The organism is Litchfieldella anticariensis FP35 = DSM 16096 (assembly GCF_000409775.1).
GTDB lineage: Bacteria > Pseudomonadota > Gammaproteobacteria > Pseudomonadales > Halomonadaceae > Litchfieldella > Litchfieldella anticariensis.
Genome location: NZ_KE332388.1, coordinates 646525 through 660663 on the forward strand (window position 1 = coordinate 646525; position 14139 = coordinate 660663).

Consider the following 14139-nt stretch of genomic DNA (forward strand, 5'->3'; position numbering starts at 1 on the left):
CCAAGTAGGGTTGATACGAGAGAGAAACTGGTTCAGCACTCGATGGCATTCACTGCCAGACCACCGCGTGACGTCTCTTTGTACTTCTCCTGCATGTCGGCCCCAGTATCGCGCATGGTGCGAATCACCTTGTCTAGCGAGATAAAGTGGTTGCCGTCGCCTCGCAGAGCCATCTGGGCGGCATTGATGGCCTTGACCGAGGCAATGGCGTTGCGCTCGATGCAGGGCACCTGAACAAGGCCACCCACCGGATCGCAGGTCAGACCAAGATTGTGCTCGAGACCGATCTCGGCGGCATTTTCCACTTGGGCAACCGTACCGCCCATGACTTCGGCGAGACCCGCTGCCGCCATGGCACATGCCGATCCCACTTCACCCTGGCATCCCACCTCAGCACCAGAAATCGAAGCATTCTTCTTGCACAGGATGCCCACTGCCGCGGCGGCGAGCAGGAAATCGACCACATCGCGCTCACTGGCGCCTGGTTGGAACTTCATGTAGTAATGCAGCACCGCTGGGACAATACCTGCCGCGCCATTGGTCGGTGCGGTGACCATTCGGCCGCCAGCCGCATTTTCTTCGTTGACCGCCAGGGCGAAGACATTGACCCAATCCATGGCCGAGAAGGTCGAAGCGATCAGGCTAGGACTGTCCTCCACCGCGAGCAGGCGCCGATGCAACGCTGCGGCACGACGCTTGACATTGAGCCCGCCAGGTAGCACGCCTTCGTTATGCAGACCGGTTTCTACGCAATCCTGCATGGCTTGCCAGATGCGCCACAGTTCAGCGCGGATTTCCGCCTCACTGCGCCAGGCCTTTTCGTTTTCCAGCATCAGGTCGCTGATACGCAGATCGTGCATCTCGCACAGTGCCATCAGTTCGGCAGCGCTGTTGAAATCATAAGGCAAGGAGGTGGTATCGGTATCGAGCTCGCCAGCCTGAGCCTGAGCCTCGTCGACCACGAATCCACCGCCCACTGAATAGTAGGTGTTGCGATAGAGCTCAGTGCTATGACCATGCGCGATCAAGCACATGGCGTTGGGGTGATGCGGCAGATTCTCTTCGAGTAGTTGCATGTCGCGCGCCCACAGGAAGGGAACCGCAAGCCGATTGTCGAGCAGTAAAGCCTGTGACTCCAGCAGCTCCTCAATGCACGGCGAGATGATCGATGGGTCGATCCGATCGGGACGTTCCCCCATCAAGCCCATGATCACCGCACGATCGGTACCATGCCCGACACCCGTGGCCGACAAGGATCCATACAGTTTCACCTCGACACGCGCCACCCGCTCAAGCAATTCCTGTTCACGCAACGACTGCACGAAGTCGTAGGCCGCGCGCATGGGGCCCACGGTATGCGAACTGGACGGCCCGACACCGATCTTGAATAAGTCGAACACACTGATGGACATGGGAACTCCCTCACCAACGCCTATGGGCGCTTCATCAATATAGCTAAACCGACACGGTTTCAATGCTGCCCTCTCGGGCCTTTTACGCTATGGTGGTCGTACATCCCTGTGTAGACAACCGAGAATATCTCGCCCTTTGTTTAGAATGACTAAACCATGAGCCGTACTCTCAATGCCCAGACCCATGCCTGGCTGAAGGTCTTCGCCGTCAGCGCCCGGCACCTGTCGTTCACCCGCGCCGCTGAAGAACTGCACGTCACCACTGGAGCGGTGAGCCAACAGATCAAACAGCTCGAGGAGCGCCTGGGCTTCAAACTGTTTCGCCGTCTGCCGCGCCAACTCGAGCTGACCGATGAAGGGCGCCGGCTCGCGACGGTCGTCGACGATGCCTATCAGTCGGTGGGCCTGGAAGTGAAACGTCTGCGTTCCGGCGTGATGAGCGGTATCCTGCGGTTACGCTCGGTGCCCTCTTTCCTGGCCAAGTGGCTGATGCCACGACTGCCCCGACTGCAAGCCCGTTTTCCTGATATCGAACTGCACGTATCCGCCGAGGACAGTAACCTCTCGTTGCGCGACGGCGACTTCGACCTGGCGCTGGACCTCAACGACGGCCACTATCCGGGACTGCAGATCACTCCGTTGATGGACGAGGTCATTTTCCCGGTCTGCGCTCCCGGACTGATGCGTGGCAAGCCTCCTCTGCATCGTCCGGAGGATCTGGCCTACTATCCGTTGCTGCACGATGTCACTGCCTGGCGTGGCAGCCACGATTATGCTGAATGGGAGCACTATCTACGCGCCATCTCGGCCCCGCATGTCAATGTGCGACGTGGCTATACCTTCAACCGCAATCAACTGACCATGGAAGCGGCGATCGCCGGCATGGGCGTCGCCATTGCCAGGCAGACGCTGATCACCAATGAGCTCAAGACCGGTGCGCTGATTGCTCCCTTTTCACAGCGAGTGGAAACCGGTAAGCGTTATGGCATCGTGTATACCCAAGGTGCACTCGACGATCGACGCGTACGCGCCGTGCACGACTGGTTAGTAGAAGAGGCCCGGCGCAGCACCCCCGACAGGCGTGAGATAGCAAGCACGAGCCAGTGACGATACAATGACATTCGTACTTGAATGTTTGTCTTGTTTGTGGAACCTCCTGGATGCCTCCCTCTCCTCTGCCACCGAAACTCCCGACTCCCATCGGCTTTGGCGCCACCTGCTTGCGCGCCATGCTGTATATCCTGCTGATCACCGGCTTGATGCAAGGCATATACTACGAAGCGCTGTACCTACAAGACGTTCGCTTCAGTGAATACGGTTTCACCGAACTGGCACAGATTGTATTCCTGTGCATCATCTCTGCCTTGCTGTTGTATATACGCCACGTCCTGAAGGCACTGCCTACCGTCACCTTGCTGATGTTTGCTTTTGTCTTCAGCTCTCTGGTTCGGGAACTGGACTATTTCTTCGATACCTATGTCTTCGATGGCGCATGGCAAGTCATAGTGACGCTGGTGATACTGCCCAGTCTGTTCATGGTGATCCGCAAGCGCCATGCATTTCTCGCCGAATTCGAGCGTTATGCCAACAGTTTCTCCTTCGGTCTGTTCGCCAGCGGCTTTCTGGTCACTTATGTCTTCTCACGCTTTTTCGGACGCAGCGAATTGTGGATCGCCATTCTCAATGAGAACTACGCGCGCACGTTCAAGGACATCGTCGAGGAAGTCACCGAACTACTCGGCTACAGCCTGATTCTGATCGCGGTAATAGAATTGATCATGCTGGCACGCCGCTGGCGAGCGTAGGTCGATCGAATAAGAGGCAGGATATGAAAACACCCACCGGCTTGGCCGATGGATGTTTTGCTTGGTACTACTGGAAAGGCATTACTCGTCGAGGAACGAACGCAGCGGTTCAGAGCGCGACGGATGACGCAGCTTACGTAGCGCCTTGGCCTCGATCTGACGAATCCGCTCACGGGTAACGTCGAACTGCTTACCCACTTCCTCGAGGGTATGATCGGTATTCATGTCGATGCCGAAGCGCATGCGCAATACCTTTGCCTCGCGAGCGGTAAGGCCACCAAGCACGTTGCGAGTGGCCTCGATCAGCCCCTCGCCGGTGGCCGAATCGATGGGCAGCAGCATGGTGCCATCCTCGATGAAATCCCCCAGATGAGAATCGTCATCGTCACCGATGGGCGTCTCCATGGAGATCGGCTCCTTGGCGATCTTGAGCACCTTGCGAACCTTGTCCTCAGGCATTTCCAGACGTTCACCGAGTTCTTCCGGTGTCGGCTCGCGCCCCATCTCCTGCAACATCTGCCGTGATACGCGGTTGAGCTTGTTGATGGTCTCGATCATGTGCACCGGGATACGAATGGTGCGCGCCTGATCGGCAATAGAACGCGTGATAGCCTGACGAATCCACCAAGTGGCATAGGTCGAGAACTTGTAACCACGCCGATATTCGAACTTGTCCACTGCCTTCATCAGACCGATATTGCCTTCCTGGATCAAATCGAGGAACTGCAAACCACGGTTGGTATACTTCTTGGCAATCGAAATCACCAGACGCAGGTTGGCCTCTACCATTTCTTTCTTGGCCCGACGCGCCTTGGCCTCGCCGATCGACAGCTTGCGGTTGACTTCCTTCAGCTCAGCGACCGGCAACTGCACCATGTCCTCTTCGAAGGCAATCTTGCGCTGAGCACGGGCGATGTCATTGCGGAACGGCTCGAGCCGCTCACTGAACTTATCGTTGGCGGCCAGGAATTCATCCATCCACTCGACACGGGACTCGTTGCCGGGAAACGATTTGATGAAGGTCTTGCGCGGCACTTTGCCCTTCTTGACGAAGACCTGCATGATGACTTTTTCCTGATCGCGCACTTGCTCGACGCTAATGCGCACCTGCCCCACCAAGCGCTCGAAGTGCTTGGGCACCAGCTTGATCGGCGAGAACAGTTCAGCCAGGCGAGCCTGTTCCTCTTCGGCCCGGGGCGAACCACGGCCGTGCTTCTCGACGGTGGCTTTGGTCAGCTCGTTCTGCTCGCGGATCTGTTCGAAGCGTGCCCGCGCTTCCTCCGGGTCCGGCCCACCTTCGCTTGCACTGGTATCCTCGGCGTCCTCGTCATCGTCATCCGCCTCGCTATCGGCGTCCTCGTCGAGTTCGGCTTCGGGTTCGGGTTCCGGCTCTTCGGCTTCGGCCACACCGGGGATGCCCTCATCAGGGTCGATGAACCCGGAGAACAGGTCGGACAAACGGCCAGGAGCCTCTTCGTCCTGGGTGGCATCATAGGCCTCGAGGATCGAGTCGACAGCACCAGGCAAATAGGCCAATGCCGACATCACCTCACGGGTGCCTTCTTCGATGCGCTTGGCGATCTCGATCTCGCCCTCACGGGTCAGCAGCTCGACGGTCCCCATTTCACGCATGTACATGCGCACCGGATCGGTGGTGCGACCGACATCATTTTCCACTGCCGCCAGTGCCGCCACTGCCTCTTCAGCGGCGTGCTCGTCCGGGGAGTGATCGGCCATCATCAAGGTGTCTTCATCGGGGGCTTCTTCAACGACACTGATGCCCATGTCGTTGATCATGCCGATGATGTCTTCCACTTGATCCGGATCGGCGATATCCTCGGGAAGGTGGTCGTTGACCTCGGCATAGGTCAGGAACCCCTGTTCCTTGCCGCGCGCGATCAACTCCTTCAGACGTGACTGCTGCTGCGCATTTCCAGCCATAGAAACCCTATCTCGACGAAGAAGAATGAAGCACCCAAACGTATAGGCGGAAAAAATCTAGTAAGCCGATCAGTATAGCGGCTTACCATACTCGTCCGCCAGCGCTCCATTTGCGCCGACGCTCAGGTGTGTTAGGTTGTTCGGTTGCACTCGATGCCGGATCAATCGAACGTATGCCCCTTAGATGGTGATAATGGGCAACAATTCAACCCCGACACGAGTCCCGTCAATTCGTTGCGGCGCTTCCTCACGCCTCAGCTCAACGGCTAAGTGCCGTCAGCAACTCCATGAGCCGTTGTCGTTCTTCCCTCGACAGTCGCTCTCCGCTTCTTTCCCTGGCAAGCAGCGAGTCGATTTCGCTCTGCGGCGTGCGCCGTGACCGTTGCTGGAGAAAATACTCGACCAATCCCTCCAACTCGGTAGCGCGGGCCTCGCGCGGAATCAGCAACTCATGACGCACCAACTCGGCGAGTCGCTGCCCCTCCACACGACCATGAAAGTGCGCCAGCAGCACCTGGGGGCTGCGATAGCCTCCCGCCCGCAACAATTGGATGACTTCCACGCAAAGCGCCCCATCGGGATCCTCCGTGGGACACCAGTCCAATGTCTCCGGCAACCGCTCAACCAGGCGCGGCTCATGCACCAATAGCTGCAGAGTGCGCCCTGTCAGCCCCAGCGCTGCAGGCCGCTTGTCAGCACGCCCCACCGGCTTCGCTGACGCTTCATAGGGCTCGTAAACCTCGTCGTCAACGTCGACCTCGCGGGTCGGTACGACAGGAGCCAGCAAGGACTCGAAACGCGCCTGCTCGACGCCACTGCGCTTGGCCAACTCGCCCAGCAACATTGACTTGAGCACCCCTTCCGGCAAGCGCTGCAATGCGCTCAACACCTGACTGGCAAAACGCTCACGGTCCTCTATCCGGGCCAGATCGCGCCCCACGGCAGCCTGCTCGAACAGAAACTCCGACAACGGGCTGGCGCATGTGATGCGATCGGCGAAGGCATCAGCCCCCTCACGCCGGACCAAGCTATCCGGATCCTCCCCTTCAGGAAGAAACAGGAAGCGTGCCTGCCGGCCATCAATCATCAGTGGCAGCACGATCTCAAGCGCTCGGCTAGCCGCTTGACGTCCAGCACGGTCACCGTCGAAGCAAAACACCACCTCGCCGACCAGGCGGAACAATCGACTGAGATGCTCCTCGCTGGTCGAGGTTCCAAGAGTGGCCACAGCATTGCGAATACCGAACTGTGCCAATGCCACCACATCCATGTAACCTTCGACGATCAATACCCGCTCGAGGTGACGGTTGGCCTGACGCGCTTCGAACAGGCCATACAGCTCGCGCCCCTTGTGAAATACCGGAGATTCCGGAGAGTTCAAGTATTTGGGCTTGGCATCGCCGAGCACCCGCCCACCGAATGCAATGGTACGGCCCTTGAAGTCGCGAATCGGAAACATCACCCGGTCACGGAAGCGGTCATAGGTACGGCCGCTATCTTCACGATGGACCAGCAAGCCATATTCGACCTGCACTGCTTCAGGAATGCCGTGCTCGCTCAAGTGGCGCTTCAGCGCCTCCCAGTCGTGTGGCGCATAACCAATACCGAAATCCGCCAGCACCTCGGCAGTGAGCCCACGCCGCTCCAGGTAGGCACGTGCCGAATCGGCCTCTGCCATCCTCAGGCGTTCGCGAAAAAAGCTCGCTGCCAGTTCCAACAAGTTGACCCCTTCCTTGCGCTTGCGTTCCCGGGCCTGGGCCCGAGGGTCGTCAGCACCCTCTCGCGGCACCTCCATCCCTTGGCGGACAGCCAACTGCTCCACTGCCTCGGGGAAGCGCAAGTTGTCGTATTCCATCAGGAAACGCAATGCATTACCGTGGGCTCCGCAGCCAAAGCAGTGGTAGAACTGCTTGTCCTGACTAACAGTGAACGAGGGTGTCTTTTCCTGATGAAAGGGGCACAACCCTGAATAGTTGCGCCCACTCTTCTTGAGCGTGACGCGCTCCCCCACTACCTCGACCACATCAACCCGGGCGAGCAGATCATCAATGAAACGTTGCGGGATCTGACCGGCCATAGGCGGCAAACTGTCCTGAGTGACGAAGGGAAAGCGTGGCAAGCAAGGACGAAAACACAAGCGGCCACCATCAGGCGGCCGCTTGGCGTCCCTCTCGAGACGGCCCGGTCATGACATGAGCCGCCCCTAGTACGGATCAGTACAGCCGTTCGAAACGCTTGCGCTCACGCTGCAGCTTCTTGGCGTGACGCTTGACGGCCGCCGCTGCCTTGCGCTTGCGCTCCGCAGTCGGCTTCTCGTAGTGCTCACGACGACGCACTTCGGAGAGAACACCGGCTTTTTCACAGGAACGCTTGAAGCGACGCAGAGCTACGTCGAACGGCTCGTTATCACGTACTTTGACAGAAGGCATTAAGCACTCACCTACCTTGAAGAAATCATGAGTTCGGTTTGAACGCACACCCTATGGGCCTTAACGTCGGCTTGCCACGACGCTCGCACGTGACAAACCGCGAAGCGAAAGTAAAGCAAAGACGGACACAGTCCCTGGATGCACGACCCAGTCTTACAGCGGACAGTATTTTAGTCATGGTTGCGGCTGTTTGCAAATGACGACCTGCCCACGCCATGTGAAAACGCGTAGAATGAGTACAGTATCGATCATTCTTCAGGAATATTCTTCATGCGCGTATTGGGCATCGAGACATCATGTGACGAGACCGGCGTCGCCCTCTATGATACGCAGGCCGGCCTGCTGGCCGATACCCTCTACAGTCAGATCGCCATGCACGCCGAATACGGCGGTGTGGTTCCGGAACTAGCATCCCGCGATCATACCCGCAAGCTGCTACCACTGATCCAGGAGACATTGGCCAGCGCTGGACTTGGCCGTGACGATATCGACGGCATTGCCTATACCGCCGGCCCGGGGTTGGTTGGCGCTCTGATGGTCGGCGCCGCCACCGCACACGGAATGGCCCGAGCCCTGAATATTCCGGTACTTGGCGTACACCATATGGAAGGGCATTTGCTGGCACCGATGCTCGAGGAGGAGCCTCCCGCCTTCCCTTTCATTGCTCTGCTGGTCTCCGGTGGCCATACCCAATTAGTGGAGGTTCAGGGGCTGGGCCAATATCGCCTGCTCGGCGAATCGGTAGACGACGCCGCTGGTGAAGCCTTCGACAAGGCCGCCAAGATGCTCGAGCTCGACTATCCCGGTGGCCCCGCCGTGGCACGCCTTGCCGAACTCGGTGACCCCACGCGCTTTCGCTTTCCGCGCCCGATGACCGATCGTCCGGGGCTGGATTTCAGTTTCTCAGGCCTCAAGACCCACACCCTGATCACCGCCAATACACTACGTGAGACCGGTGAACTCGATGACCAAGGGCGTGCAGATATCGCCCGTGCTTTCGAGGATGCAGTGGTTGACACCTTGGTGATCAAGTGCCGACGAGCCTTGGACCAGACCGGCCTCAAGCGGCTAGTGGTAGCCGGTGGCGTCAGTGCCAACGTACGCCTGCGCAAACGCCTGGAGGAAGAGACCGCGAAGCGTGGCGCTCGAGCCTTCTACCCACGCAGTCGTTTCTGCACCGACAACGGCGCCATGATCGCTTATGTGGGTGCCCAACGCCTGCTGGCCGGCGAACGCGATGACAGCGCCATGAAGGCTGTACCGCGCTGGCCATTGGCGGAACTCATGCCTCCAGCAGCCTAACGCTTCATATCTTCCTGCCCATGTTGCGAAGACTCCCGCGCGCCCAACCGAAGTTCGTCACCGCCGCCCAGGCGGCGGATATTCCACACATGGCGCGCCAACACCAGCAAGGCAAAGGTGACGATCACCAGTACGTATTCCGGTGCCAGCCACAGACTTAGCAGTGGTGCTAGAGTGGCACTGGCCAACGATGCAATAGCGGCGGTTCTTACCCGCCAAGCCAGCAATACCCAGCAAGCGGCGCAGCACAGCGCCACCCAGGGCGTGAGTACCAGTAGCACCCCGAAGGCGCTGGCTACCGCTTTACCACCTCGTAGACGATGCCATATGGGGTAGCTGTGCCCCAGCAACACTCCCAGCCCAACCACACCTTGCGCCCAAGGTGGCAGGCCCACCCCTTTGGCCAGCAACAGCACCGGCACACCCTTCAACGCATCCAGCAACAGCGTCGCCAATGCCAGGCGCTTGCCATGCAGGCGCAATACATTGGAGAAACCAGGATTGCACGACCCAGCAAAGCGCGGGTCACGTACGCCGGCCATGCGGCACACGGTCAGCGCCCCAAGCCACGAACCACTGAGGTAGCCCGCCAGCAGCAAGGCAAAGGTCGTGGGCAACAGTGGCAAAGAGGGCATGGCAACGCTCTCGACGGCTCATGGCTAGACGATATGATTCTGCCAGGCGAGATGTCATTGCGATAGCTGCACGTCCAACGCATCCCACCCGCGCCTTCCTATCGCACACGTGCCAGGTGCCGTACAATCGGCAGCTTGCATTCCAGATAGACGACAGAAGGAGGCGGACATGGACCGCGTGCTGATCGAATCACTGGCCGTGGACACCGTCATCGGGGTCTATGAATGGGAGCGGCATATACAACAACGCTTGGTCTTGGACCTAGAGATGGCCACCGACATCCGCCCAGCGGCACGCGATGACGACCTGACGCTGACATTGGACTACGCTGCCATCAGTAAACGAATCGGCAGCTTCACCAACGAGCATGCTTTCAGCCTGGTGGAAACCTTCGCCGAGCGGCTGGCAGCGATGTTGCGCGAGGAGTTCGCCATCCCATGGCTACGCTTGACGGTACGCAAACCCGGGGCCGTACCTACCGCTGCCGCGGTGGGCGTTTGCATCGAACGAGGTGAATGCTGATGACACGCGTAGTAGTCAGCATCGGCAGCAACATCGACCGCGAACAGCATGTCCGGACATGCCTGGACGCACTGCAGGCCAGTTTTGGCGAACTGTGGATATCTCGGGTCTTCGAGAGCGAACCGGTGGGATTCGAGGACGGACGCAACTTCTACAACCTGGTGGCGGTATTCGATAGCCAGCTCTCGGTAGGAGAACTTCAGGCCTGGTGCAAGCAATTGGAATATGCCAATGGCCGGCGCCCCAATAGCCCCAAATTCAGCCCGCGCACTCTGGATATCGACCTACTGACGGCGGGCGAATTGACCGGCTTGGTCGACGGGGTCCAACTGCCCCGTGACGAGATCACACGCCACGCCTTCGTTCTGCAACCCTTGGCGGAATTGCTCCCCGATACCCCCCACCCACTCAGTGGCATACCCTATGCCGACTTATGGGCAAGCTTCCCCCGTGACAGCCAGGCACTGTGGCCAGTGGACTTCGTGTGGCAAGGTCGCGTCATTTCACGAGCGGCGTGATACGCCTCCATCTACAGATGGCTGGCATCCAGAGCGTCATCGATCGCTTCGCGACGACGACGACGCAACTCTTCCCCCACGGCCTTGCCCTTGAACCCCTGGTCGAGCAGCGCTTGCGGCAGAATCTGCGCCGCCAACCGCCAGGCCAAGGCCAGGTCGGTGGCCAACCCTGGGTTTTCGAGACTGACCAGCGCCACTTGCGGCGCTACCCGTTCAGCGCGTCGCCAAGCATCGATTCCATCAAGCCAAGCCATGACTCGAGCGCCATCCGGTGGAACGGGGGCATTCAACCATAGCCGGCGGGTCAGTGCCGCCTGATGGGCCAGCTCTCGATAAGCACGCGGCAAGCGTAGTCGTTCACTCAAGAGGCAACGCTCGTCATCGCTAAGGTGCTCGCATAATCTGGCCCATCGCCAACGCAACCACTGCCCATCCTCCTCGGGCAAGCGATGCAGACGCGCCAATGCTGCCTCGAGGGTTCCGCTGTCTCGCGCCAATTCCGGCATCAGGGCGGCCAGAGCCCCACAATCACTCAAGGCCCGGAAATAAGCTTCGGGATTCGGCTCACCCAAGGCCTTCTCGGTTTCATTCCAGACCCGCTCGGCCACCAAATGGGCCATTTCGCCACTTTCGACGAGTTGGCACATCAAGGCGCGGGTTTCCTCGGCAATGGCAAATCCCAAACCATGATAGCGAGCCAGGAAACGAGCCGTTCGCAGTACCCGTAGCGGATCCTCGGCGAACGCCGGCGATACGTGGCGCAGTACGCGTCCCTCCAGATCCCGTGCGCCACCGTAGGGATCGATGAGACACCCTGACCGGTCCTCGGCCATGGCATTGATGGTCAGATCGCGCCGTGCCAAATCGTCTTCCAGCGTCACGTCGGGGCTAGCATATACTTGAAAACCGGTATAGCCATGCCCCTGTTTGCGCTCGGTACGCGCCAGCGCATATTCCTCATGGGTTTCGGGATGGAGAAATACCGGGAAGTCGCGCCCCACCGGCTTGAAGCCACGTTCGCGCATGTTGTCGGGCGTTGCGCCGACCACCACCCAGTCGTTGTCATAGACCGGCCACCCCAACCGAGCATCGCGCACTGCTCCGCCCACGCGATAGACCTCCAGCCCGGCAAGGCGAGGGTCGTTCCGACTCATGGTGACTTACGTCTCCACACGAGTCGGATGCTGGGCCACCCAGTCGGTGAACCCTCCATCCAGACTATAGACCCGGTCATATCCCTGGCCGGCCAGCCACGCCGCCGCCTGTTGGCTGGAGTTACCGTGATAGCAAACCACGACCATGGGGCGCTCGCAGGGCGTCTCGTCGAGCAATGCACCGACGCTGGCATTGTCCAGATGGCGACTGCCGGGAATGTGCCCTTGAGCGAAACTCATGGGATCACGAATGTCCACCAAGGTCAGCGGTTCCTCGGCATCCAGCCACTGGGCTAACGTAGCGGGATCGAGATGGTCAAAGGCATTCTGGCTCATGGCACGTTCTCCTGAGTCGCCAAACAAGCATAGCGAAGGGGCAGGGATTATCGAGGATGACGGGACTCGTTCATACGCTCACCAGTCGCCAGATTCAGAGCTGTCAGGCTACCGCCCCAGACGCAACCGGTATCCAGCGCCTCGGCACGCACTTGGCTGCCTACTGTGCGTCCTCCCAAGGCGGCCCAGTGACCAAAGATAATCAGCGGGTCATCACGACGCGGGAAAGTAAACCAAGGAGCAAACCCAGGTGGCGCTGATTCCAGCCCCTCCTTGGCGGTAAAGTCCAAATGCCCTTGCGCATCGATGAAGCGCATGCGCGTAAAAGCGTTGACGATGAACCGAAGCCGTTCGATACCATCGAGATCATCACGCCAGTGCGCCGGTTCATTGCCATACATCTGCTCGAGAAAAGCACCGCTGGCATCGCTTGCCAAGCGTTGCTCCACTTCTCGAGCCAGTTCGATTGCCTGAGGCAAGGACCAGTGCGGTAAAAGCCCGGCATGGGTCATCACCCTACCCTCCTCAGCCAACAGCAACGGCCGGGATTGCAACCAGTCGAGCAGTATTTCACGGTCTGGTGCCTGGAGAATCGTCTCCAAGGTATCCTTGCGTTTGAGTGTGGCACTACCACGAGCCACCGCCAGCAGATGTAGATCGTGATTGCCCAGTACGACCTGCACGGCCTTATCCAGCGCCATCACTTCACGTAGACAGGCCAACGAGTCTGGACCGCGGTTGACCAGGTCACCAACCAGCCACAGTCGGTCTTGATCGGGATCGAACGTCAGGCGCTCCAACAGCGCCATGAACTCGGCGTGGCAGCCTTGCAAGTCTCCGATCGCGTAAGTCGTCATGCTGCTCCTCTTCGTGACGTCAGTGCACCTGATTGGGCCCTGCCAGGCGAAATGGCGAAATTCCGACCTCGAAGGTCTGCTGAGAACGGGCATCGATACAGGTATAGGCCCCTTCCATGACGCCCACCGGGCATTCGAGCACCGCCCGACTGGTGTAACGGAAGGTCTGTCCAGGGCCGATCAGTGGCTGTTTGCCGACCACGCCTTTGCCCCGCACCTCCTGAACCTTGCCACTCCCTTGGGTAATCTTCCAGTAACGCGCCAGAAGCTGCACGCTATGTGCCGAGTGGTTGTGCACGGTAATGGTATAACTGAACACGTAACGCTGGTCGGCTGGCGAAGATTCCTCTTCACGGAAGGCTGGCACCACATGTACGTGAATGGCCGCGGAAAGATTGTCGGAGGAGTCCGTCATGATTCGCCTCCCGTCAAATGGTTGGCAATCCGCACGAACTCCTCCACCGTCAGCGTTTGGGGACGACGCCCGGAATCGATATCCAATGCTTCCAGGGCAGTGGCATCGATGCGTCCCTTGAGGTTGTTGCGCAGCGTCTTGCGGCGCTGGGAAAATGCCTGGCGCACGACATCGAACAACAGGACTTCGTCACTGGCCGGGTGTGGCAACTCGGCATGCGGCGTCAAGCGCACGATGGCCGAGTCGACCTTGGGCCGAGGCACGAAAGCCTCGGGAGGCACCACGAACAGCGATTCGACTCGACAGTAATACTGAGCCATGACCGATAGCCTCCCCCAGTCGCTGCCACCGGCACTGGCCGCGAGCCGTTCGACCACTTCCTTCTGCAACATGAAGTGCATGTCGGCGATGGCTCCTCCGGCATCCAGCAGGTGAACGATCAGCGGCGTGGATATGTTGTAGGGCAGATTTCCCACCACGCGTAACGGAGGTCCCTCCCCTCTGAGTGCGACGAAATCGACTTTGAGTGCATCGCCCTCGTGAATGACGAAACCGGGATAGTTGAAGAACTGCACTCGCAACCCCGGAATCAGGTCCCGGTCGAGCTCGATGACCTCCAAATGTCCCGTGGCCTCGAGCAAGGGCTCGGTCAACGCCCCCTGACCAGGGCCAATTTCCACCAGACGTTCTCCAGAACGCGGACCGATAGCGCGCACGATGCGCGAGATGATCCCAGGATCGCGCAAAAAGTTTTGACCGAAGCGTTTGCGAGCCCGGTGCATCGGAGGGCGAGAAGACATGCGCTCAGAGGG

15 protein-coding genes are annotated in these 14139 nt (G+C 59.3%); 5 read left to right on the forward strand and 10 right to left on the reverse strand.

Translation table 11 applies throughout. The features are described 5' to 3' along the window. Window positions 1–32: 32 nt before the first annotated feature. Window positions 33–1412 carry an L-serine ammonia-lyase gene (locus L861_RS09865; RefSeq protein ID WP_016416929.1) on the reverse strand — a complete coding sequence of 460 codons (1380 nt, stop codon included), beginning with the start codon at window positions 1410–1412 and terminating at the stop codon, window positions 33–35. A gap of 156 nt (window positions 1413–1568) precedes the next feature. Between L861_RS09865 and L861_RS09870 the strand changes: the two genes are divergently transcribed. Both L861_RS09870 and L861_RS09875 read left to right on the forward strand, forming a co-directional pair. Then, entirely contained in the window at window positions 1569–2519 is a 951-nt protein-coding gene (locus tag L861_RS09870; protein WP_016416930.1) for a LysR substrate-binding domain-containing protein, read from the forward strand. 53 nt (window positions 2520–2572) lie between these two features. Then, entirely contained in the window at window positions 2573–3217 is a 645-nt protein-coding gene (locus L861_RS09875; protein WP_016416931.1) for a hypothetical protein, read from the forward strand. Between the two features lie 81 nt (window positions 3218–3298). Here the strand turns inward: L861_RS09875 and rpoD are convergent, their stop codons facing one another. The 3 genes from rpoD to rpsU form a co-directional block, all read right to left on the reverse strand. Further along, window positions 3299–5158, reverse strand: a complete 1860-nt coding sequence (gene rpoD / locus L861_RS09880) for an RNA polymerase sigma factor RpoD (RefSeq protein WP_016416932.1) — start codon at window positions 5156–5158, stop codon at window positions 3299–3301. 259 nt (window positions 5159–5417) lie between these two features. After that, window positions 5418–7235 (reverse strand): DNA primase, encoded by a 1818-nt coding sequence (gene dnaG, locus L861_RS09885; protein ID WP_016416933.1) that lies wholly within the window; start codon window positions 7233–7235, stop codon window positions 5418–5420. A gap of 136 nt (window positions 7236–7371) precedes the next feature. Then, a complete protein-coding gene (rpsU, locus tag L861_RS09890; protein WP_016416934.1) occupies window positions 7372–7587 on the reverse strand; it encodes a 30S ribosomal protein S21 in 216 nt (71 codons plus the stop codon). A gap of 270 nt (window positions 7588–7857) precedes the next feature. Between rpsU and tsaD the strand changes: the two genes are divergently transcribed. After that, the gene (tsaD, locus tag L861_RS09895; protein WP_016416935.1) at window positions 7858–8889 is read left to right on the forward strand and encodes a tRNA (adenosine(37)-N6)-threonylcarbamoyltransferase complex transferase subunit TsaD; all 1032 of its coding nucleotides are present in this window, start codon (window positions 7858–7860) and stop codon (window positions 8887–8889) included. On the opposite strand, the gene plsY is transcribed toward tsaD, so the two are convergent. Next, window positions 8886–9524, reverse strand: a complete 639-nt coding sequence (gene plsY / locus L861_RS09900; protein ID WP_016416936.1) for a glycerol-3-phosphate 1-O-acyltransferase PlsY — start codon at window positions 9522–9524, stop codon at window positions 8886–8888. The genes tsaD and plsY overlap by 4 nt on opposite strands. Window positions 9525–9693: 169 nt before the next feature. On the opposite strand from plsY, the gene folB reads away from it, so the two are divergent. Together folB and folK are read left to right on the forward strand one after the other, a co-directional pair. Further along, the gene (gene folB, locus L861_RS09905; RefSeq protein ID WP_016416937.1) at window positions 9694–10047 is read left to right on the forward strand and encodes a dihydroneopterin aldolase; all 354 of its coding nucleotides are present in this window, start codon (window positions 9694–9696) and stop codon (window positions 10045–10047) included. After that, window positions 10047–10565, forward strand: coding sequence for a 2-amino-4-hydroxy-6-hydroxymethyldihydropteridine diphosphokinase (folK, locus tag L861_RS09910; protein ID WP_027947675.1), 519 nt, complete (start codon window positions 10047–10049; stop codon window positions 10563–10565). Before folB ends, folK begins: the two co-directional genes overlap by 1 nt. Before the next feature lie 11 nt (window positions 10566–10576). Here the strand turns inward: folK and L861_RS09915 are convergent, their stop codons facing one another. The 5 genes from L861_RS09915 to rsmA are packed head-to-tail and all read right to left on the reverse strand — an operon-like array spanning window position 10577 to window position 14127. Next, the gene (locus tag L861_RS09915) at window positions 10577–11719 is read right to left on the reverse strand and encodes a tRNA nucleotidyltransferase/poly(A) polymerase-related protein (RefSeq protein WP_016416939.1); all 1143 of its coding nucleotides are present in this window, start codon (window positions 11717–11719) and stop codon (window positions 10577–10579) included. Window positions 11720–11725: 6 nt separating this feature from the next. Next, the gene (gene glpE, locus L861_RS09920; protein WP_016416940.1) at window positions 11726–12055 is read right to left on the reverse strand and encodes a thiosulfate sulfurtransferase GlpE; all 330 of its coding nucleotides are present in this window, start codon (window positions 12053–12055) and stop codon (window positions 11726–11728) included. Window positions 12056–12102: 47 nt separating this feature from the next. Then, window positions 12103–12912: a symmetrical bis(5'-nucleosyl)-tetraphosphatase gene (locus tag L861_RS09925; protein ID WP_016416941.1), complete on the reverse strand. Its 810-nt coding sequence runs from the start codon at window positions 12910–12912 to the stop codon at window positions 12103–12105. A gap of 19 nt (window positions 12913–12931) precedes the next feature. Then, complete coding sequence (gene apaG / locus L861_RS09930) at window positions 12932–13327, reverse strand: Co2+/Mg2+ efflux facilitator ApaG/CorD (RefSeq protein WP_016416942.1); 396 nt, start codon at window positions 13325–13327, stop codon at window positions 12932–12934. Further along, window positions 13324–14127, reverse strand: a complete 804-nt coding sequence (rsmA, locus tag L861_RS09935; protein ID WP_027947676.1) for a 16S rRNA (adenine(1518)-N(6)/adenine(1519)-N(6))-dimethyltransferase RsmA — start codon at window positions 14125–14127, stop codon at window positions 13324–13326. Before rsmA ends, apaG begins: the two co-directional genes overlap by 4 nt. Window positions 14128–14139: the final 12 nt, after the last annotated feature.